Annotated in this window: 12 protein-coding genes; 11 read left to right on the top strand and 1 reads right to left on the bottom strand. The window is 73.1% G+C overall.

Features of this window, described 5'->3' with window-relative positions:
* The first annotated feature begins 3 nt into the window (after nucleotides 1-3).
* Together rpoC and ACPYN4_RS12135 are read left to right on the top strand one after the other, a co-directional pair.
* On the top strand, nucleotides 4-3,879 hold the full coding sequence (gene rpoC / locus ACPYN4_RS12140; RefSeq protein WP_424446516.1) for a DNA-directed RNA polymerase subunit beta': 3,876 nt from the start codon (nucleotides 4-6) through the stop codon (nucleotides 3,877-3,879).
* A gap of 360 nt (nucleotides 3,880-4,239) precedes the next feature.
* Nucleotides 4,240-4,854 (top strand): hypothetical protein, encoded by a 615-nt coding sequence (locus tag ACPYN4_RS12135; protein ID WP_281652465.1) that lies wholly within the window; start codon nucleotides 4,240-4,242, stop codon nucleotides 4,852-4,854.
* Between the two features lie 3 nt (nucleotides 4,855-4,857).
* Here the strand turns inward: ACPYN4_RS12135 and ACPYN4_RS12130 are convergent, their stop codons facing one another.
* On the bottom strand, nucleotides 4,858-5,523 hold the full coding sequence (locus ACPYN4_RS12130; RefSeq protein WP_076691675.1) for a hypothetical protein: 666 nt from the start codon (nucleotides 5,521-5,523) through the stop codon (nucleotides 4,858-4,860).
* Nucleotides 5,524-5,684: 161 nt separating this feature from the next.
* Between ACPYN4_RS12130 and ACPYN4_RS12125 the strand changes: the two genes are divergently transcribed.
* From ACPYN4_RS12125 to ACPYN4_RS12085, 9 genes are all read left to right on the top strand, one after another.
* Nucleotides 5,685-6,689, top strand: a complete 1,005-nt coding sequence (locus ACPYN4_RS12125; protein WP_424446515.1) for an ABC transporter — start codon at nucleotides 5,685-5,687, stop codon at nucleotides 6,687-6,689.
* Nucleotides 6,689-7,162 (top strand): DUF6121 family protein, encoded by a 474-nt coding sequence (locus ACPYN4_RS12120; protein WP_315552713.1) that lies wholly within the window; start codon nucleotides 6,689-6,691, stop codon nucleotides 7,160-7,162. The genes ACPYN4_RS12125 and ACPYN4_RS12120 overlap by 1 nt, the downstream gene beginning before the upstream one ends.
* 261 nt (nucleotides 7,163-7,423) lie before the next feature.
* Nucleotides 7,424-8,089: a spermidine/putrescine ABC transporter substrate-binding protein gene (locus ACPYN4_RS12115; RefSeq protein WP_076691672.1), complete on the top strand. Its 666-nt coding sequence runs from the start codon at nucleotides 7,424-7,426 to the stop codon at nucleotides 8,087-8,089.
* 111 nt (nucleotides 8,090-8,200) lie between these two features.
* On the top strand, nucleotides 8,201-9,331 hold the full coding sequence (locus ACPYN4_RS12110) for a serine/threonine-protein kinase (protein ID WP_424446514.1): 1,131 nt from the start codon (nucleotides 8,201-8,203) through the stop codon (nucleotides 9,329-9,331).
* Nucleotides 9,331-15,270, top strand: coding sequence for an Ig-like domain-containing protein (locus tag ACPYN4_RS12105; protein ID WP_424446513.1), 5,940 nt, complete (start codon nucleotides 9,331-9,333; stop codon nucleotides 15,268-15,270). The genes ACPYN4_RS12110 and ACPYN4_RS12105 overlap by 1 nt, the downstream gene beginning before the upstream one ends.
* Nucleotides 15,267-16,232, top strand: a complete 966-nt coding sequence (locus tag ACPYN4_RS12100; protein WP_076691670.1) for an AAA family ATPase — start codon at nucleotides 15,267-15,269, stop codon at nucleotides 16,230-16,232. Before ACPYN4_RS12105 ends, ACPYN4_RS12100 begins: the two co-directional genes overlap by 4 nt.
* Nucleotides 16,229-17,584 (top strand): DUF58 domain-containing protein, encoded by a 1,356-nt coding sequence (locus ACPYN4_RS12095; protein ID WP_076691669.1) that lies wholly within the window; start codon nucleotides 16,229-16,231, stop codon nucleotides 17,582-17,584. The genes ACPYN4_RS12100 and ACPYN4_RS12095 overlap by 4 nt, the downstream gene beginning before the upstream one ends.
* Complete coding sequence (locus ACPYN4_RS12090) at nucleotides 17,581-20,088, top strand: transglutaminase domain-containing protein (protein ID WP_424446512.1); 2,508 nt, start codon at nucleotides 17,581-17,583, stop codon at nucleotides 20,086-20,088. The genes ACPYN4_RS12095 and ACPYN4_RS12090 overlap by 4 nt, the downstream gene beginning before the upstream one ends.
* On the top strand, nucleotides 20,085-22,079 hold the full coding sequence (locus ACPYN4_RS12085; protein WP_424446511.1) for a DUF5684 domain-containing protein: 1,995 nt from the start codon (nucleotides 20,085-20,087) through the stop codon (nucleotides 22,077-22,079). The genes ACPYN4_RS12090 and ACPYN4_RS12085 overlap by 4 nt, the downstream gene beginning before the upstream one ends.
* The last annotated feature ends 27 nt before the right edge of the window (nucleotides 22,080-22,106 follow it).

Here is a 22,106-nt window from a genome sequence, read left to right as displayed (position 1 = left end):
CCAGTGCTCGAGTCCACCACTTTCGATCAGCTTCGCATCGGCCTGGCCACCGCTGACGACATCCGTCGTTGGTCCTACGGCGAGGTCAAGAAGCCCGAGACCATCAACTACCGCACCCTCAAGCCCGAGAAGGACGGTCTGTTCGGCGAGCAGATCTTCGGCCCTTCCCGCGACTGGGAGTGCGCCTGCGGCAAGTACAAGCGCGTCCGCTTCAAGGGGATCGTCTGCGAGCGCTGCGGCGTCGAGGTCACGAAGTCCTCGGTCCGTCGTGAGCGCATGGGCCACATCGAGCTCGCCGCCCCCGTCACCCACATCTGGTACTTCAAGGGCGTGCCCTCGCGCCTCGGGTACCTCCTCGACATGGCGCCGAAGGACCTCGAGAAGGTCATCTACTTCGCCGCCTACATGGTGATCTCGGTCGACGAGGAGGAGCGTCACCGCGACCTGCCGACTCACGAGGCGAACCTGCGCCTGGAGATCAAGAATCTTGCCGACCGTCGTGACGCCCGCGTCGCGACGCGCCTGGCCAAGCTGGAGGAGGAGCTCGCCGCCCTGGAGGCGGAGGGTGCCAAGGCCGACCAGCGCAAGAAGGTCAAGGATGCCGCCGAGAAGGAGATGGCGTCGATCCGCAAGAACGCGGATGACCAGGTCGCCAAGCTCGAGCGCATGTGGGACGAGTTCCGCAACCTCGCCGTCGGCCAGCTGAAGCAGGAGGACGACGTCTTCCAGGAGCTGCAGGACCGGTTCGGTCAGTACTTCGAGGCCTACATGGGCGCCGAGTCCATCCAGCGCCGCCTGCGGGCGTTCGACCTGGCCGCCGAGGCCGAGTCGCTGCACCTGCAGATCTCCGAGGGCAAGGGCCAGCGCAAGATCCGCGCGATCAAGCGCCTGAAGGTCGTCAACTCGTTCCTGCAGACGGGCATGTCCCCGGCATCCATGGTCCTCGACGTCGTCCCGGTGATCCCGCCGGAGCTGCGCCCGATGGTCCAGCTCGACGGTGGCCGCTTCGCCACCAGCGACCTGAACGACCTGTACCGTCGCGTGATCAACCGCAACAACCGCCTCCGTCGCCTGATCGACCTCGGTGCCCCCGAGATCATCGTGAACAACGAGAAGCGGATGCTGCAGGAGGCCGTCGACGCCCTGTTCGACAACGGCCGCCGCGGTCGTCCCGTCACCGGTACCGGCAACCGTGCGCTGAAGTCGCTGTCCGACATGCTCAAGGGCAAGCAGGGCCGGTTCCGCCAGAACCTGCTCGGCAAGCGCGTGGACTACTCGGGCCGTTCGGTCATCATCGTCGGCCCGCAGCTGAAGCTCCACCAGTGTGGTCTGCCCAAGGCGATGGCGCTCGAGCTGTTCAAGCCGTTCGTCATCAAGCGCCTCATCGACCTCGGTCACTCGCAGAACATCAAGGCCGCCAAGCGCTCGGTCGAGCGCGCGCGCCCCGAGGTATGGGACGTGCTCGAGGAGATCATCCGCGAGCGCCCCGTGCTGCTCAACCGCGCTCCCACGCTGCACCGCCTGGGCATCCAGGCCTTCGAGCCGCAGCTCGTGGAGGGCAAGGCCATCCAGCTGCACCCGCTCGTCTGCGCGGCGTTCAACGCCGACTTCGACGGTGACCAGATGGCCGTGCACCTGCCGCTGTCCGTCGAGGCGCAGGCCGAGGCGCGCATCCTCATGCTCGCGTCGAACAACATCCTGAAGCCCTCCGACGGCCGCCCGGTCACCCTGCCCTCGCAGGACATGATCATCGGCCTGCACCACCTGACCACGGTCAAGGAGGGTGCCGCGGGCGAGGGTCGCGTGTTCGGCTCGGTCGGCGAGGCGATCCTGGCGAAGGACGAGGGCACCCTCGACCTGCAGGCCAAGGTCCGCATCCGCATTCCGGGGCTCACGTTCCTCGAGGGCGAAGCGCCCGAGGGCTACGAGCGTCACGGTCTCGTGGACGCGTCGCTCGGTCAGGCGATCTTCAACGACACCCTGCCCAAGGGCTACCCGTTCGTGCGCGAGCAGGCCGACAAGGGCAAGCTCTCGCAGATCGTCAACAAGCTCGCCGAGGAGTACCCCAAGGTGGAGGTCGCGGCATCCCTTGACCGCATCAAGGACGCCGGCTTCTACTGGGCCACCCGCTCTGGTGTGACCGTCGCGCTCAGCGACGTGCTGACCCCGCCGAACAAGGCCGAGATCATCGCCAAGTACGAGAAGCAGGCGCAGAAGGTGCAGAGCCAGTTCGAGAACGGTCTCGTGACCGACGCCGAGCGTCGTCAGGAGCAGATCAAGATCTGGACCGAGGCGACCGACGAGGTGCAGGCCGCGATGAAGGCCAACTTCCCGGCCGACAACACCATCAACCGCATGGTGAGCTCGGGCGCCCGTGGTAACTGGCTGCAGATCCGTAACATCGCCGGCATCCGAGGCCTCGTCAACAACACCAAGGGCGAGATCATGCCCCGTCCGATCATCTCCTCGTACCGCGAGGGTCTGAGCGTGGCGGAGTACTTCACGGCGACCCACGGTGCCCGTAAGGGTCTGGCCGACACGGCCCTCCGTACCGCCGACTCGGGCTACCTGACGCGTCGACTCGTCGACGTCTCGCAGGACGTCATCATCCGTGAGGACGACTGCGGCACGACGAAGGGGCTCGAGTTCACGATCGCCGCTCCCGGTGCCGACGGCACCCTGGTGCGCGACGCGAACGTCGAGAACTCGGTGTTCGCGCGTACCCTCGCCGCCGACGTCGTCTCGCCCTCGGGCGAGGTCGTCGCCGAGGCGGGCGACGACGTGGGCGACGTGCTCATCGACAAGCTGGTGGATGCCGGGGTCGAGACCATCAAGGTCCGCTCCGTCCTCACCTGCGACTCGGCGGTCGGCGTCTGCGCGAAGTGCTACGGCCGTTCGCTCGCGTCCGGCAAGCTCGTCGACATCGGCGAGGCCGTCGGCATCATCGCGGCCCAGTCGATCGGTGAGCCCGGCACGCAGCTGACGATGCGCACCTTCCACACCGGTGGTTCCGCGTCGGCCGACGACATCACGCAGGGTCTGCCCCGCGTGCAGGAGCTCTTCGAGGCCCGCACCCCGAAGGGTGCGTCGCCGATCGCCGAGGCCGACGGCCGCATCACGATCGACGAGACCGACAAGGCCAAGAAGGTCATCCTGACGCCCGACAACGGCGACGAGCCGCACGTCTACCCGGTCCTCAAGCGCGCGACGCTGCTGGTCGAGGACGGGCAGCACGTCACGGTCGGCCAGCCGATCCTCGTCGGAACGCTCGACCCCAAGGAGGTCATGCGCGTGCAGGGTGCCCGCGAGGTGCAGAAGTACCTCGTCGGCGGCGTGCAGGGCGTGTACCGCTCGCAGGGTGTGCCGATCCACGACAAGCACATCGAGGTCATCGTGCGCCAGATGCTGCGGAAGGTCACCGTCGTCGACCACGGCGAGACGTCGCTGCTGCCCGGTGAGCTGGTGGACTTCAAGCGCTACCAGCAGATGAACCGCGAGGCCGTGGCCGAGGGCAAGCGCCCCGCGTCGGGTCGCCCGGAGCTGATGGGTATCACGAAGGCGTCGCTCGCGACGGAGTCGTGGCTGTCGGCCGCGTCGTTCCAGGAGACCACCCGCGTCCTCACGCAGGCGGCCATGGAGGGCAAGAGCGACCCGCTCGTCGGCCTCAAGGAGAACGTCATCATCGGAAAGCTCATCCCCGCCGGCACCGGCCTTGCGAAGTACCGCAACGTCGTGGTCGAGGCGACGGAGGAGGCCAAGAGCGAGCGGTACCCCAACCGCATCTTCGCCTCGGACGGCGCGTACAGCGACGCCGACCTGAGCTACGTCGACTTCGACAGCTTCTCGACGGACGACTTCACGCCCGGCACCTATAACTGAGCGCAGTCCACGTAGGGCCCCAGGATCATCGCGATCCTGGGGCCCTTCGACGTGCTCAGGAACCACCCTTCGACATGCTCAGGAACCACCCGCGCGGGGGTGTAGGCCCCTGCGCGGGGGCGAAACAGGTGGCGCAACACGCGGCATCCCTCGCCTCGAGGCGGTTATTTGCGCCACCTTGCTGCGCGCCCCGGTGAGAAGGTGGCGCAACACGCGGCATCCCTCGCCTCGAGGTGGTCGTTTGCGCCACCTGTTCCCGGGCGCGGGGAGACGCTCACCCGGCGAACAGCGCACAGCGAATCGCGGGGGGCGCGGCGAGGGCTCACCGGCTCACGGGCAGGCCGCGCCTAGCCTGGGAGCATGGCTCGAGTCGGTGGCAGGAACGCGTTCTTCGCGTGGGTCGTCGGCCTCGGTTGCGCCGGTGTCGTCGGCGTGCTCGCGTTCCTCGCGATCCCGATGATCCCGGCATCCGTCTCGTGGGTGGGCGGCGCCGTCGGTGGCGCGATCGATCCCGCCGCGACCTCGGGTCCCGTCGCCGCCGGTGATGAGGATGCCGTCGCCGGCCCTCCCACCGAATGCGCGCAGCTGTACGACCAGGCACTGTGGGCGACGATGCGCTTCACGAAGGGGGCCGTGCTGACGCCCTCGACCGACGCGCCCACGACCACGGCGGCGGCGCTCGTTACGGCCCTGCAGCCGCAGGTGACGCTGACCTGCTCCTGGCATTCCGAGAAGGGCGAGGTCACCTCGACGCTCGCGACCGTGCCGGTGGATGCCGGCGCCATCGCCGCGGCGGCCCTCCCGGGAGCGGGGTTCACGTGCACCACCCAGGAGGAGAGCACCCGGTGCACGCGCACCGACGGCGACCTCGTCGAGACGATCGAAGCCGGCGGCGGGCTCTGGCTGTCCACGAGCGAGAACGCGTGGCATCCGACGGAGTACGTCACCCGCACGTCCGCCCGCGTCTGGGGCTGAGGGCTACGGAGTCGGCGCGGCGGTCGGCGTGGCCGTGCGCGGAACCGCCGGCCACAGATAGTCGATGATCGCGGCCGTGTACCCCTTCGGCGCGAGGTTCGTGTACTGCGTGTCCACGATGACGCCGTCGCGATAGAACAGCGTGCGCCCCTCGGTCACGCCGGGGAGCGTCGGGTGCTCCCACGTCTTCTCGCAGCGGATGCCGCCGTCGGGCTCGTAGCAGGTGTAGCCCTCGTTGCCGAGCTCATACAGGGCGTCGCGCGCCTCCCGCTCGGGCGAATAGCCGATCACCGTGACGAGCCGGGTGGCGACGGCGCCGGGCTCGCCCCACACGCATACCCGCGACGAGTCGGGGCGGATGCCGCCTCCCATGCCTTCGGCGTTGAGCGGCACGCCCTCCAGCTGGGCGAGGACGCTTCCGGTCAGAATGTCGCGGCAGCCCTGCGGCAGATCGGCAGGGAGCGGGGTGGTCGAGGTCGAGGCGCCGATCGGGAAGGGGGCGATCGTGGCCTGCGGGGCCGGCGTCGCCGAGCTCGCGGCGGAGGTGGCGGCGCCGGCATCCCCTGTCGTGGCGGCGCCGTCCGGCGCGCCCGAGCATCCGCTCAGCACGGCGATCGCGCCGACCGCACCGACCAGGAGCGCGAGGGCGAGGCGGCGCGGAGCTGTCATGCCGCCACGATAAGCGCAGCAGCGCGGATCGCCGTCGAGACACGTCGGCACGCCTCCACGTCGGCGCCGCGGCGCGGCGCTACGCTCACTGTGCGGCGGCCCGCAAGTTCGTGAGAGATCGGGTCTGTGAGACATCGGCCCCGCGTGAGGAGCACACCCCCATGAGCGACCCCAAGTACGGCGAGCCGGTCGACGAGAACGTCACGGCATCCGAGCCCACCTCGGTGGATGACGCCGTCGCGAGCGCGCACGAAGGCCTCGCCGACGCCGAGGCGGCCTCACGGGAGGTCGTCGTGGACGAGCCCGTCGCGCCCGCGGTGGCGGCCGACGCCGATGACACGCGTGCCGCCGTGGTGGACGAGCCCGCGGTCGTCGCGGAGCCCGTGGACGCCGAGCCCGTCGTGGTCGCGCCGGCGGCCGAGCCCGTGGACGCGGAACCCGTGGCGGAGCCCGTCGTCGAGCCCGCGCCCGTCTACGGCAGCTCCTACGCCAACGACCCGGTCGATGAGACCTACACGCCCGGTGCGTACTCCACCGACCCCGCGGCCGAGACGGTCGTGGTGGCCGAGCCGGTCGTCCCCGTGGTCGCGCCCGCGCCCCAGCCGATCTTCGTCCAGGCCCCCGAGGCACCGCGCCCGCGCGGCAACCGCGGTGCGGCCGGAGCGATCGGCCTGCTGGCGGCGGTGGCCTTCGGCATCCTGTACCTCGGCGCCGCGCTGGGTCTACGCGCGATCGACGGCGACGTCACCGCGGCCAATGCCGGCACCGAGGCGCTCGCGGCGCTGCAGTCGTGGTGGTTCTGGGTTCCCGTGGTCGTCTTCTTCCTCGGCTTCTGGCTGCTGGGCGCCATCATCAACCGCGGCCGCTGGGGCCACTGGGTGATCTTCGGCCTGATCGTCGGCGTCGTCGCCTACGCCGGTCACATCCTGGGCCAGCTGTTCCAGGCGCCGTTCTGGACGCTCACCGCCCGCGAAGGCGCCGATCTCGTGCAGGGCGAGGTGCTCGCGCCGCTGTCGATCGTGGCGTTCATCCTCGGCCGTGAGCTGACGATCTGGTTCGGTGCGTGGGTCGCCGCGCGCGGCAAGCGGGTCACCGAGCTCAACAACGAAGCGCAGCGCGAGTACGAGCGCACGCTCGAGGCGGGGCCGCGGCTCCACCAGAGCTGATGACCGAGCCGCGCCGCGGAGTCTCGCCGCCGGTGGCGGTGGCCTTCGCGGCGGTCGGCTTCTTCGCCCTGCTGATCGCGGGCTTCGGGATGCTGAGTCTGCTCTCCGGAGCCGAGGTGATCGCCGTGCCCGGGCTCGGCCCGCTTCCCGGCGCCATCGCGACGGGCGCCGCGACCGTCGTGTTCGCGGTGACGACGTGGGTCGCGGTGCGTCGCCGGCATCCGTCGTTCGGCGCCGTCGTGGTCATCGTCATCGCCACCTTCCTCGCCTACCTCGCGGGTCTGGCCGTCGGAGCGGTGTTCGCCGCGACGGATGCCGCGCGCACCGCGGCCGCGATCGGCGCCTTCGCCACGTCGTGGTTCGCCCTTGTGCTCGCCGCCGCCGCCCTCGTGGCGGGCTGGGCCGGCATCGCCCTGGTCCGCACAAGAGCGGGCCGCCCGCGCTGGCCGTGGGAGCAGGACGACCGCCCCTGACCGGTGCGGTTCTGGGCTCGCCCGGGTCCCGCCTGGGGCTCGCCCCGGTCTCGCCCCGGTCTCGCCCGGGGCGTGTGCGCCGAACCCTCGTCTCCGGGCCGAACCCTCACACCCAGACGCGCCCAGGGGTGAGGGTTCGGTCCACGAGCGAGGGTTCGGCACGAGAGCACGAGAACACGCGAGCACCGTCCGCCCGGGGCTCAGCGGGCCGATGCGCGCGAAATCCGCGCGGAAACGCCTGCGCCCGGCGACAATGGACCCGTGGAGCGGTCGATCGAGACCCAGGTCAGCCAGGCAGTGGATGCCTGGCTGCGCTGGCTGCCGCGCTGGGAGCCGGCGACGCACCGCGGCCGCATCGCCCCCTGCCGGCGCTGCTTCGGCTCCCCGGTGCTGTCGGCCGCGGGCCTCGGCGCCGATGTCCCGCACGGCGTGCAGCACGGCCTGTCCACGCGCATCAAGACGATCGTCGACCACGCCGTCGCGGACTACACGTCCCGGAACCTTCCGATGCTGCAGGCCGAGCTCGACCAGCAGGCGGCCCGTAACCGCGCGCGCAGCTACCGCCCCGCCGAGGGTCTGGACCCGGAGTTCGAGGGGCTGCCGCTGGATCCCGACCCCATCCCGGGTGCCCCGTTCCTCTTCACGCTCGGCGGTCTCGCCGAAGAGGTGGATGCCGACATCCCCGCCCTGCCGCCGCTCAGCGAGGAGGCGAAGGTCGCGCTGCGGCAGGAGGTCGCGCTCGCCGACGACTACGCCAACATGGTCGGCCGCGAGGTCTGCACCGTGCTCCTGCACCACCGGCTGCGGATCCAGGCGGCGGTGAGCCAGTACGTCGAGCCGCAGATCGCGGCGATGCTCGAAGAGCTCACGCGGTCGCTGGACGCCCCGTTCGACCCGAACGCCGACCCCGGGTTGGCCGAACCTTAGAGAACTCTCACAATCGCATTTTGTTAGCATGGCCGGGTTCTCGTCTCCACCCGCCGGGTCGATGTGAGCGAGTCCACTGGGGACACGACCAGCTGATCGGTAAGGGGTGCCATGACGCGCAGGCTCCCTTCCGCGCCGCCTCTGCTCCCCGGCCTCGACTACGTCCGGCCGCTGGGCTCGGGCGGATTCGCCGACGTCTTCCTCTACCAGCAGGACATGCCGCGGCGTGCGGTTGCGGTCAAGGTGCTGCCGGCCAACGAGCACGACCCCGATCTGCTGCGGATGTTCAACGCCGAGGCCGACGTGCTCGCGCACCTGTCGGCGCATCCGGCGATCGTGACCGTGTACCAGGCGGGCATCTCCGCCGACGGCCGCCCCTACATCGTGATGGAGTACTGCCCGGGGTCCCTCGCACAGCGCTACCGCATCGAGCGGATGCCGGTTGACGAGGTCATGGCGATCGCCGTGCGGCTGGCGGGCGCGCTCGAGTCGGCGCACCGCGCCGGGCTCATCCACCGCGACATCAAGCCCAGCAACATCCTCGTGACGAGTTTCGGCTCCGCTGTGCTCGCCGACTTCGGCATCTCCTCCTCGCTCGTGCGCAGCGCGGCGCCGGATGTGCTCGCGATGTCGATCCCGTGGAGCGCGCCGGAGGTCGTCGCCGAGCACACCGGCGGCACGGTGGCGAGCGAGGTCTGGAGCCTCGGGGCGACGGTGTACTCGCTGCTGGCGGGGCACAGCCCGTTCGAGCGCCGCGAGAAGGATCAGAACACGCGCGACCTCATGCGCCGGCGTATCGCGCGCGCCACCTACGTCCCGATCGCGCGGCCGGACGTCCCCGACGATCTGCAGCACGTGCTCGCGACCGCGATGACCCGTGACCCCGATCGCCGATTCGCCTCCGCCCGCGAGTTCGGCGAGGCGGTGCGCGCCGTGCAGCGGGCGGCTGGGCTGGCGCCGACGCCGCTGGAGGTTCCGACCGACGAGTGGATGCCGGCATCCGACGCCGTCGACTTCGCCGACACGACGGTGCGGGGACCGGCGCGCAGCCGGGTCGAGCACGACGGCCGGCGCCGCAGTGCCGGGGCGGACACCGTGCGCCGCTCGCCGACGAACGAGGACGACGAGGCCATCGCCGGCGCCTCCGGCCGGCACGTGTGGCCGTGGATCGTCGCCTCCAGCGCCGTGCTGCTGGCGCTCGCCGCGACCGCGTTCGCGATCGTCTGGACGGGATCGCACTGATGCGCCGGGGAACCGTCGCGGGTCTCAGCGCCGCCGGTGCCGTCATCGCGCTCGTCGCGGGGGTGAGCATCGCCTGGCCGGGACTGGATGCGCAGGAGACCCCGCCCCGCGACGTCACGGCGTGGGTCCTGCAGGCCGACGGACTGCGCTACGCCCGCGTGAACACGGCGATCGGCGAGCTCGACACCGTGCGCGCCGTCAGCAACCCCAGCCGCATCGTCACGGCCCCGACGGGCGCGTACATGTTCACCGACAGCGACTCGAAGGTCATCCGCATCGACGACGCCGTGCCGATCGACCTCGACACCGAGGGGCTGCGCGACGCGAGCGCCGCACCGGCGGGCACGGCCGAGACCGACAGCGTCGGCGACTACGTCGCGTACCGCACCGATGCGGGGGCGGTGTATGCCGGGCGGCTGTCGACGGGCACGCTCGCGCAGATCGATCCGCGCGCCGGCGGCGCCGAGGAGGCGGAGGCCGAGGATGCCGCGCCGTACACCTCCGACGCGATCTCCGTGACGGCCGACGGCGACGTGTTCAGCTACTCCGCCGATGCCGGCACCGTCGTGCGCGTGGACATCGCGTCGGGGCAGGTGGAGCGCTCCGACGAGGTCCAGGCCGACGCGGACGCGCTGGCGCTGACAGCGGCCGGCGACGCCTGGGTGCTGCTCGACACCGCCGCGGGGAGGTTCTGGACCGCGGACGCCGCGGGCGGCACCGGCACGGCGGGCGCCGTCGCGGTCAGCCGCGCCGTCGCCGGCGATGCCGTCTACCTCGCTGACGAGAGCGGGCTCGTGCGGCTGGACGTCGCGGACGGGACGGCCGAGCGCGTCTTCGGCGACAGCACGACCTCGCGCGGAACGCCCGCCCGTCCCGTCGTCGACGGCGAGACCGTCTCGGCGGCGTGGCTGCCCGAGGGTGCGGGCCCCGGGACCCTCTGGACCTCGACGGGCGGCGACGTCACGCTCGACTACGGCGGCCTGACGCTGCCGGCCCAGCGCCGGCCCACCTTCGTCGCGGCGGGGGACTCCCTCGTGCTCAACGACGCACGGTCGGGCTGGGTCTGGTCGGCTCCGGACGGGGCGCTGCTGCCGTCGAGTCAGAACTGGAACCTCGACGACGACGTGCAGACGGCGTCGACGACTAACGAGCAGGAACCGCCGCCGGTCATCGACCCGCGGCCGCCGGTCGCGGAGGACGACGCGTTCGGCGTGCGGCCGGGCGAGCTCGTGTCCCTTCCCCTGCTGCTCAACGACCACGATCCCAACGAGGACGTGCTCGCGGTGGACCCGGCATCCGTCACGGGGCTCGACCCCGCGTTCGGGGTCGTGACGACCACCGATGACCGACAGCGTCTGGCGGTGCGGGTGGCGCCGGATGCCGCAGGCATCGCGAGCTTCTCCTACGCCGTGACCGACGGCACCAGTCCGGACGGGCTGATGTCGCAGCCGGCGACCGTGACGCTGCGGGTGGTGGGCGAAGGCGAAAACTCCGCTCCGGTGTGGTGCGGTGTGGACGGCTGCCAGCAGGACTGGCCCTCGCCCGAGGTGGCGCCCGGCGGCACGATCAGCCTGCCGGTGCTGGGCGACTGGGTCGACCCCGAGGGCGACCCCGTGCTCCTGCTGTCGGCGACCGACGACTCGGGGCTCGGCCAGGTCGCGACGACGCCGCAGGGCGACGTCGTCTTCCAGCACAACGACACCGGCGCCGCCGACGAGCAGTCCGCCGCGGTGACGCTGACGGTCGCCGACGCGCGCGGGGCGACGACGACGAAGCAGCTCGTCGTGCGGGTGCGCGGCGACGCGCAGCCGGTCGTGCAGTCCTTCGCCGTCACCGGCGTCGCCGACTCCCGTGTCACGGTGGACGTCGCGCCCCACGTCACCGGGACGGCAGGCGATCTCGCGCTGACGGCGGCGCGCGTGCTCGACGACGCCGCCGCGTCGGCGACGGTGGTCGGCGGCTCGACGCAGTTCGACTTCGCCGCCTCCGCGCCCGGCACGTACCGCGTCGCCGTCACCGTCTCCGGCGGAGGTCACGACGCGACGGGCACCGTGCGCATCACGCTGCTCGCCCCCGACGCCCCCGCGGACCTGTCGACGGCCCCGGTCGTCGCCTTCGTCCGGCCGCAGGCCGACGCGACCGTCGACGTCTTCGCGGCCGTCTCCAACCCCACCGGCCGGGTGCTGCTGCTCAGCGACGTCGTCGTGCATGCCGCCTCCGGCTCGTCGCTGGCGGCGGATGCCGTGGGGCAGAGCCAGCTGCGGGTGTCGGGATCCACGGCGTCGGGACAGTCCGGGCCGCTCGGCACCGTGTCGTACCACGTGAGCGACGGCACCGCCGACGAGGGCTCGCAGGTGGAGGGGCAGGCGACGGTGTACCTGCTGCCGCCGGCCGCCGAGGCGGCTCCCATCGCGGTGGACGACTCCGTGATCGTCCGCGCCGGCGCGCAGGTCGACATCCCCGTGCTCGCCAACGACGTCGCCGCGCCCGGCACCCGCCCGCGGCTGGACCCGGAGTCGATCGAGTCGTCCTCCACCGACGCGCTCGCCTTCGCCTCCGGCGACCTCCTGCGCTACCTCGCCCCCGACCAGCCGGGCGAGTACACCGTCGGGTATCGGGCGTTCACGACCGGCGCGCCCGCGCTCGGCGACATCGCGACGCTGCGCGTGCGGGTGGTCGCCGACGACACCAACCGCGAGCCGCTGCCCACGCGGCTGTCCGGCCGGGTGCTCAGCGGGCTGTCGACGACGATCCCCTTCGACGGCTTCGGGATGGACCCCGACGGCGACGTCGTGCGGCTCGACCGGATCGTGACGCAGCCCACGCACGGCTCGGCGGTGATCTCCGCCGACGGCACCTCGATCGTCTACACGAGCCTCGCCGGCACGAACGGGCAGGATTCCTTCACCTACCGCGTCGTGGATCCGCAGGGCGCGACCGGCACCGGCACGGTGCGCATCGGGGTGCTGAGCGGCGACGTCGATCCGGCCCCGGTGACCTACACCGACTACGTCCACGTGCAGTCGGGCGCCGACAGCGTCATCCGGGTGCACCCCCTGGCCAACGACCTCGACCCGATGCAGGGGGCGCTGACGCTCGTCGCGGTGCGCCCCGATGTCCCCGAGCTCGCCCTCGACGGCACGCCCACCCCGGAGTTCACGCGGCTGAACGACCTCATCGAGTCGATCACCGATGACACGGTCACGATCGCCGCGGGTACCGAGCCCGGCACGATGTCGTTCCTGTACGACGTGGAGTCGACCTCCGGCAACACCGCGCGGGGCCTGCTCGTCGTCAAGGTCGTGAGCCAGCGCGTGCCGGACTACCCGGTCGTGGAGGACACCGTGCTCACGGTGGAGAACCGCGACGACCTCGCCGACGGCATCGACGTGCTGCGCGGCAAGGTGCTGTGGTCGGGAGGGGATGCCGCGGAGCTCACCCTCGGGCTGTGGGGTGCGCCGGCGGGCATCGTCGCCGATGGCGCGCGCCTGCGCGGCCGCGTCGACGACAAGGCCCACCTGATCCCGTTCTCCGTCACGGGGGAGACCGCCGGCGGAACCGTGACCACGTACGCGTTCCTGCGGATCCCCGCCGCCTCCGAAGTGTCTCTCGCGCTGCGCCCGGGCATCGCGCCGCTGACCGTCGGCGAGGGTGCGCAGGCAGAGGCGGACCTCGCGACGATGGTGGCGACGCCGCGCGGGGCGACGCTCGAGGTCGGCGGCGACGACGGTGCCGCGGTGCGCGCCGCGGGCGCGCGCGAGGCGGCCACCTGCACGCTCGTGAGCGGGACGACCATCCGGTACACGGCCGGAGCGGGCGCGCCGTGGTCCGACGCCTGCCTCGTGCCGGTGCGACTGGCGGGCCAGACGAACTGGACGGTGCTCTCGGTTCCGGTCGTCGTCACCCCGATCGACCCGCAGCCGACGCTCGCGCCCGCCTCCCTCGAGGTCGCCCCCGGCGAGACCCACGTGTTCGACCTCGGGTCGATGACGACGTGGCAGGGGCGCCCGGAGGCGATCGAGTACCGGGTCGCCGACACCGCGGCATCCTTCGACGTCACCCTCGCCGGCACCCAGCTGACGGTCCGGGGCCGGGACGACGCCGCGCCGGGCACGGTCGAGGGCGTCGTCGTCGAGGTGACCAGCCACCCCGGCGTCACCCCCGCGCGCATCGCGCTGCGGGTGGGCGCCGCCCCCTCGACCCTGCCTCAGGGCGGCTCGGTGCAGCAGCAGTGCAGCCAGGCCTCAGGCAGGTCATGCTCGATCGAGGTCGTGGGCGTCTCCGGCGAGGTCAACCCGCTGCCGAGCACTCCGCTGCAGGTGGTCGCCGTCGCCCCCGCGGGCGCGTGCACCGGCGTGACGTTCTCGGTCGCGTCGGCGACCCGCATCACGGCGAGCTGGAGCGACGACGCGCCAGGCGCGACCTGCACCGCGACCTTCACGGTCCGCGACGCGCAGGGCCGGCAGAGCGCCGCGGCGCGCGACGGCCGCCTGCTGCTCGACCTGCAGGGGTTCCCGCAGGCGCCCGCGAGCATCGCGCAGTCCGGCTACGCCGACGGCAGTGTGACGCTGCGGGTGGACCCCGGCCCCGCCCAGGCCGCCTACCCCGCCCTCACCGGGTTCGAGGTGCGCCAGGGTGGTCAGAAGGTCGCGACCTGCAGCCCGCAGGGCACGTGCCCCGCCATCGCCGCGCCCAACGGCGAGCAGCGCGTCTACGAGGTGGTCGCCGCGAACGCGGTGGGCTTCTCACGGGCCGCGGTGCGCACCACGGCGTGGGCGTACGACCCGCCGGCCGCGCCCACCGACGCGAGCGCAACGCCCGTCGTGGCCGGTCCCGAGGGCGGGGTCGCGTCGCTGACGATCCGAGGGGTGGATGCCGCCGACACCGGTGCGCTGCAGATCAGCAGCCCGGCGGGGGAGACCCAGACGATCGCGGTGGATCCGCGTCAGACGCAGGTGTCGGTGGCGTCGTTCCGGGTCGGGGCGAACACCGACACCCCGGTGACGGTGACGCCGCTGTCGCGCTACGCCGTGCCCCCGGGCCTGCCGGGGCCCGCGCCGGGGTCGATGGTCGTCCTCGCACACGGCATCGGCGCACCCACCTCGCCCGCGCTCACCCTGTCGGCGGTCAACGTCGGCCGGGGCAAGGTCGACGTGACAGCGACCGGCGCCGCCACCCCCGGCGGCGACGGGGCGACGGTCCGGTACGGCATCGTGCAGGACGGGCAGACCTGCCGCACCTCGCCGAACGGGTCCCCCGAGGTCTTCCGCGGCCTCGACGACGGGCGCCTCTACACGTTCGTGCTGTGCGCGGAGTCGTGGTTCGACGGGCGTTCGTTCGGCAGTACCACCACGACCGCCGAGGTCCGGGCCGTCCAGAGCGGAGCGGCGCCGACCGGGTACACGTTCGTCGTCGGGCCGACCGCGCACGTCGACGGCAACCGCGCGACATGGACGATCGACCAGCAGCCGACCTCGCGCGAGACGGTCCCCAACGAGAACGTCGTCGCCTTCAGCGGCTGGCCCGGCAGCACCGTCTTCGACGCCGATCCGCGCATCCAGGTGCGCTACGAGCACACCTCCGGCTGGTGGCAGTCCGCCTGGGGCACCGTCAGCCCTGCCGCCGGCAGCGCGCCCTACCAGGTGCAGGCCAGCTGGGGTCTCGGCGCCTGCACCGGCGGCAGCGAACTCGCCCGCACGTCGAGTTCCACCGGATCGCTGGCCGCCATCACCTTCGACACGAGTCGCATCAGCTATCTCGACGAGAACGGCGCGACCCTGCCGACCGGCGAGAACCCCTGGCTCGTCCCCGACGCCGCGGTGCAGGTCACCGGCATCCGCGTCGAGGTCGACTGGTCGCGCCAGGGCTGGCGCCTGGACGACGCCACCGCACAGTTGTCCGCCCGCTGCACCCCTTCCCCCCAGGAGAGCACCCCATGACGATCACGACCGAGCAGGCGACCTGGTTCGCCCAGACGTTCTCCCAGCTGGCCGACAACGTCGAGCGCGCCGTCCTCGGCAAGCGTCACGTCGTCGAGCTCGTCCTCACGGCGATGCTGAGCGAGGGGCACGTCCTCATCGAGGACGTGCCGGGCACCGGGAAGACCTCGCTGGCGCGCGCCGTCGCGCAGTCGGTGCAGGGCACGACGACCCGCATCCAGTTCACACCGGACCTCCTCCCCGGCGACATCACCGGCATCACGGTCTACGACCAGAAGACCGGCGCGTTCGAGTTCCACGCCGGGCCGATCTTCGCCAACATCGTCCTCGCCGACGAGATCAACCGCGCGAGCCCGAAGACGCAGGCCGCGCTGCTGGAGGTCATGGAGGAGGGGCGTGTCACGATCGACGGCGTCACCCGCGACGTCGGGCGGCCCTTCCTCGTGCTGGCGACGCAGAATCCGGTCGAGCAGGCGGGCACCTACCGGCTGCCGGAGGCGCAGCTGGACCGCTTCCTGCTGCGCACCTCCCTCGGCTACCCCGACCACGCCGCCACAGTGCGGATCCTCGATCAGGCCGCCGTCGCGACCGCCGAACTGGCGCCGGTGATCACCCCCGGCGCCCTCGCCGGCATGGCCGAGCTCGCCGCCGACGTCTACGTCGACGCGCTCGTGCTCGACTACATCGCCCGTCTCGTCGACGGCACACGTTCGGCCGACGAGGTGCGCCTCGGCGTCAGCATCCGCGGTGCCCTCGCCCTGACCCGCGCCTCGCGTGCATCGGCCGCCGCCCACGGCCGCACCTACGTCACCCCCGACGACGTCAAGCGGCTCGCGGTGGCGGTCCTCGCCCACCGGCTCATCCTGCACCCCGAGGCCGAGTTCGACGGGGTCACCCAGGAAGCCGTCATCGGCCAGGTGCTGCTCGACGTGCCGCCGCCCACCCGCCGGGAGAGCGTGTGACCCTCGGCGACACCCGACTGACCCGCACCGCGGCGGGGGGACTGACCGGCGAGCGGACCGAGGTCACCTCGCAGCGCTCCCGCGCCCTCGTCGGCGCCGCCGTGCGGGCCTCGCGCGCGTGGACGGCGACGCGCGCCGGGCTGCGCGCGTTCGCCGCCTGGTGCCGCGCGACGATCCGCCCGGCCGGTGCGCTCGTGCTGGCCGCCGCGACGGCGGGACTCGCGGCCGGGGTGGTGTTCGGCTGGGTCGAGGCGCTCGTCGCCGGTGCCGCCGCGCTGGTGCTGCTGCTGCTCAGCATCCCGTTCCTCTTCCACGCCCGCGCGTACGACGTCGGCCTCGCCCTCGGGCACGAGCGCGTCGTCGCCGGCTCGCCCGCCGTCGCGACCGTGACCGTCCGCAACACCGGCACGCGCATCGCCCTGCCGGGCCGCATCGACGTCGCCGTCGGCGCGGGGCTCGTGGAGTTCGGCGTGCCGATGCTCCGGCCCGGGGCCTCGTCGGAGCAGACCCTCGAGCTGCCCCCGCAGCGGCGCGGCATCGTCCGGATCGGCCCGGCCACCACGGTGCGCTCCGACCCGCTCGGGATGCTGCGGCGCGAGCACGCGTTCGACGATGTGCACGACCTCTACGTCCACCCCCGCACGACCGTGGTGCCCTCCTCGAGCGCCGGTCTCATCCGCGACCTCGACGGCAGTCCCACCCGGCGCCTGGTGGATGCGGACATGTCCTTCCACGCGATCCGTGAATACGCCCCGGGCGACTCGCGCCGGCAGATCCACTGGAAGTCGACGGCGAAGACCGGCCAGCTCATGGTGCGCCAGTACGAGGAGTCCCGGCGCTCGCGGATGGCCGTCGTGCTGGGGCTCGCGGAGGCGGAGTACGCCTCCGCCGACGAGTTCGAGCTCGCCGTCAGCGCCGCCGCTTCCCTGACCCTCCGCGCCGTGCACGACGCGCGCGATCTCGACATCGTCGTCGGTGCCGAGATCCCGCGCGTCGTCCGCGGCCGACTGCGGGCGATCCGGCACATTCCGGCGACCGCGCCGCGCGTCGTGCTCGACGGGTTCAGCGGCGTCGACCGGCTCGCCAACACGATGGCCTTCGCGGACGTCTGCCGCCTGGCGGCGGAGGCGAACGAGCGGCTCTCGATCGCCGTCATGGTCACCGGGTCGCACGTCGGTCTCGCGGCGCTGCGTCAGGCGGCGCTGGCGTTCCCGGCGGATGCCGCGGTCATCGCCGTCGTCTGCGACGAGCGCGCCCACCCGCGCACGCAGGTCGCGGGCGCGCTGACGGTCGTCACGATCGGGACGCTGGACGACCTCGCCGGGCTGCTGCTGCGGGGGGTGACCTCGTGAAGGTCCTCGCCGGCGCGATCTATGTCGCCGTCGCGGTGGTGCTGGCGGCCGTCGCGGCCTGGCCGATCTACCGGTCGCTCTCGTTCGTGGTGCTCGTCGCCGCGGCATCCCTCATCGGCGCCGGGATCGCCGTGCTCGTGCGCTGGCGACAGTGGAACGGGTGGGCGGCGGCCGGGCTCGTCACGGCGGCCGTGCTGCTCGTCGGCGTCCCGCTCGCGGTGCCGTCCCGCCTCGGCCCGCCCGACCAGCTGCTGCACGGGCTCGGGGAGCTGATCGCCGGGGCGCTGTTCGGCTGGAAGGACCTCCTGACGGTCGACCTGCCGGTCGGCTCGTACCGCAACCTGCTGGTGCCGGGGCTGATCGTCTTCCTCGTGGGGACCGCGTCCGCACTGCTGCTCGCGTGGCGCACCGACACGCTCGGGGTGCTCGCGGTCGCTGTGGGGGTGGGGATGTCGGGGTTCGGGCTGCTGTTCGGGCGCACCGAGGTGAGCGCCCCGCTGACCGTCGGCCCGCTGACCCTCGCGGCCCCCGTCGAGACCGCCGTCGGCATCGGATCGCTCCTCGCCGGCGTGCTGTGGCTGGCCTGGCGCAGCCGCGACGAGCGCGTGCGGGCGCTCCGGCGTGCCACCGCCCGCAGCGGGGTGCGGGTGCGCCGCCCGGCGGCGGCGGACGCGCGCCGGGCGGCGCTCGGGGCGGGCATGGTCGTGGTCGCGGCGGCGGCGGCCCTCGCCGTGCCGGCGACCGCGGCATCCGGAGAGCGCGTCGTGCTTCGGGAGGCGACCGGCCCCCGCGTCGAACTGTCACGCGCCGTGAGTCCGCTGGCCTCGTATCGCGCCCTGTTCGCCGACGGTGAGATCGACCAGGTGCTCTTCAGCGCGACCGGCGACGCGACGCCCGAGCGGGTGCGGCTCGCGGTGCTCGACCGGTACGACGGCGCGGTCTTCCGCACCGATGCGTCCGCCGCCGGCTCCCCCTTCGTACGTCTCGCGTCGGCGCGGGATGCCGGTGCCGGCACCCCCGTCGACGCCGACGTCGTCATCGGCGCGCTGGGCGCGCCGGGGCAGACCGGGCTCGCGGGGCTCTGGATGCCGTCGGCCGGCGTCGTCGGATCGGTGACCTTCGAGGGCGCCCGCGCCGCCGCGCTCGCCGATGGGTTCTACGTCAGCGACGAGCTGTCCGCCGCGGTGCAGACCGCCGGCTGGGCCCCCGGCGACGCGTACCGGCTGCAGGCCGCTGTCCCCGAGGCGCCGGCGCTGGCCGAGGCATCCGCTCCCGGCGGTCAGGGCAGCATCGGCGGCGCCGGGGGCGAGGACGCCGTCGCGGCGCCGGCGAGCCTGCGCACCTGGGTGCAGGCGCACGTGTCGGGCACCGGCGGCGCTGCGCTGGAGGGTCTCGTGTCGCTGCTGCGCGACCGCGGCTACCTCAGTCACGCCCTCACCGAGCCCGCCGAGGGCACCGCCTGGATGAGCGCGCTGGGGGCTTACGAGTTCGCGCCCAGCGCCTCCGGGCACTCCCTCGCGCGCATCGACGAGATGTTCACGGCTCTCCTCGAACGCGAGGCCGATCCCCGCGCCGCGGCGTCGGACAACTACGTCGCCGCGGTCGGCGACGACGAGCAGTTCGCCGTCGCCACGGCGCTCATCGCGCGGGAGCTCGGCTTCCCGTCGCGCGTCGTCGTCGGCACGCGGCTCACCTCCGACGATCCGGATGCCGCGGTCTGCGCGGCGGGTGTGTGCCACGCCGGCGATGTGTCGGCGTGGGTCGAGGTGCGGGCCTCGACGGGCGACTGGATCCCCGTCGATGTCACGCCGCAGCACGCCCAGGCCCCGAGCCGCGAGCTGACCGAACAGCCCGACCCCACGATCGGCACCGCGGTGCGGCCCGACGGGGTCGACGAGGTGCAGCCCCCGCGTCCGGCGCAGGAGGACTCCGCCGCTCCCGTCGAGCGCGACGAGGCCGTCGACCTGGAGTGGCTGTGGGCGACGCTGCGGATCAGCGGGATCGTCCTGGGCGTGGCGCTTGTGGTGCTCGGGCCGTTTCTGCTCGTCGTGGGCGCCAAGGCGCTCCGCCGCCGGGGCCGTCGCCGCGCCGCCGCGCCCGCCGCCCGCATCGCCGGCGGGTGGGAGGAGTTCCTCGACGCGGCCGCCGATGCCGGGAGGACCCCGCCCGCCGCCGCCACCCGCACCGAGGTCGCCGCGGCGCTGGCCACCCCGGCATCCGGGACGCTCGCGGTCGCCGCCGACGCCGCCGTGTTCTCGGGGGCGGGCGCGACGGACGACGAGGCCGCGGAGTTCTGGCGGATCGTCGACGCCGAACGCGCCGGTTTCGCGCCGACGGGATGGCGCCGGCTGCGCGCAGCCGTATCGTTGAGATCGTTCGTCCCGGCGTCGCTGGTGCCGGCGGCCCTGCGCCGCACCCTCCGGCGCCGGCGGTCCACGAGCTCGAGGCTGACCCATACCGAGAGGGGGAGTCGCGCGGCATCCACCTCGCGGCGCACCGCATGAACGCACCGATCGACGAATCCGTTGTCGCGCTGCTGAGCCTGCTTTCGCTCGTGGTCGGCGTGGCGCTGTACGTGTGGACATCGCTCGCGCTCGGCGCGATGTTCCGCAAGATGGGGGAGGAGTCCTGGAAGGGCTGGGTCCCGTTCCTCAACGTCGCGACCGTGCTGCGCTGGGGCGGGTTCAGCCCGTGGCTGGTGCTCCTCGCCCTCATTCCGCCGCTGTCCATCGTCGTGTTCGTGCTCGTCGTGATCTCGGCGCACCGCATCAACTCCGGCTTCGGCTACGGCGCCGGCATGACGGTGCTGGCCGCGCTCGTGTTCGTCGTGTGGGCGAGCATCCTCGGATTCGGTCCCGCGCGCTGGCTCGGCGCGCGCCCCGCCGGCTGGAAGCCGCCGGCGCCGGCCGCGGACGCGGAGCCGGCAGCCTCCGCCCCGCGCACCCCCGCGCCCGGGTCGCCGTTCGCGTCGCTGTTCCCGGGGGCGGATGCGGGGGCCGCTGCCGCCGGCGGGCGTCTCGGGGGCGCCGGACCTGTGTCTGCGTCTTCCGCGTCTTCGCCGTCTCCCGCGTCTGCTGTGCCTTCTGCGTCCGCTGTGCCTTCTGCGTCCGCCGCACCCGAGACGCCCGCCGCGCCGCAGGACGTCGACCCGCTGAGCGCGTTCGCACCGCCGCCGGTCACCTCCGCCCTAGCGTGGACGCCCCCGGACACCACGACGACCCCGCCGCCGCGCACGGCCGCCGCACCCGCGGCATCCGACGCGCCCGAGGGTGTTCCGCCGACCGCTGCCGCCCCCGAGCCCGCCACTCCCGTGGCTGCTGCGCCCGAGCCGGTGTCGCCGGTCGCTGCCGCCGCCGACCCCGTGTCCGCGGTTCCGCCGGCTGCGGCCGGTGCGTCGGAGTCGGGTGCCGCCGTTTCTCCCGCCGCGGCCGCGCAGGTGCCGATCTCCGCCGTCCCGCCCGCACCCGCCGCCGCGTCCCGTCCGGCGCCCGTGCCGGCCGCCGACGCGGACGCCGATCAGCGCGCCGCGGCATCCGCCGTCGTGCCGGGTGCAGCCGACGGCCTCGCAGACGACGACGCGAAGTGGCCGTCCGAGGTCGACGACGTGTCCGCGATCGCGCCGTCGCACTTCCTGCCGGCGTCGGCCGCCGGCGGTCGCCATGTCGTGCCTCCGGTCACCGCCGACGATGCGCCGATCGATGTCGTGCCCGGTCGGCGTTCGACGGCGGTGCCGCTGCCGGAGAGTGCCACGGTCACGCGCGTGCCGGCGGCGCAGCCGTCCGCACGCGCGGCGCGTGCCGAACGGATCGAGCCGGTCGAGCCGGTCGATTCCGCGGCGGACACCGTCATCGAGCGCCCGGCGCCCGCCGCCTCGGCGCCGCCCGTCACGACCGAGGCGCCCCGCGCCGTCCGCTCCGCGGTGGACCCGGATGCCGAGCCGCCCAGCCGCCGGGCGCGGCCGTGGCCGGCGTTCGCCGTGGCGCCGGGCGAACCGGAGGATTTCCCCGAGCTGTCGGGCGAGGTGTCGGCCGTCATCGGATCGCCCGCTGCAGGCTCGCCCCGCTCGGCGCTGAACGCCGTGTCGGCGCAGCAGCGCCGGCTCGAGCCGTTCGCCGACGACGACGATCTGGACCAGACCGTGATCACTCGGCGGGCGAAGAAGCCGACCTGGCAGCTGGTGCCGGCATCCGGGGCCCCCGTGCCGCTCACGAGTGACGTGGTCATCCTGGGGCGCCGGCCCGTCGGCGATGCCGCCTTCCCCGGCGCGCAGCTGGTCGCCGTGCCGGGCGATGCCCGGACGGTCTCCAAGACCCACGCGCGGCTGGAGCGGCGGGACGAGGCCTGGGTGGTCACCGACCTCGGTTCGACCAACGGCGTGCTCGTGCGCACGCTCATGGGCGACGAGATCGAGGTGGAGCCCGGGAGCCAGATCGACGCCGGGGAGCGTTTCTTCCTCGGCGACGAGGAGTTCCACCTCGCGCAGATCGAGCGCTGATCCCCGGGGCCACTGCCTTGTCACTCG

The sequence above is a fragment of the Microbacterium sp. CH-015 genome (assembly GCF_049707015.1).
Taxonomy (GTDB): Bacteria; Actinomycetota; Actinomycetes; order Actinomycetales; family Microbacteriaceae; genus Microbacterium; species Microbacterium aurum.
The sequence above is the reverse complement of the archived record's forward strand: the minus strand, read 5'-3'. Positions and strand labels throughout refer to the sequence as shown.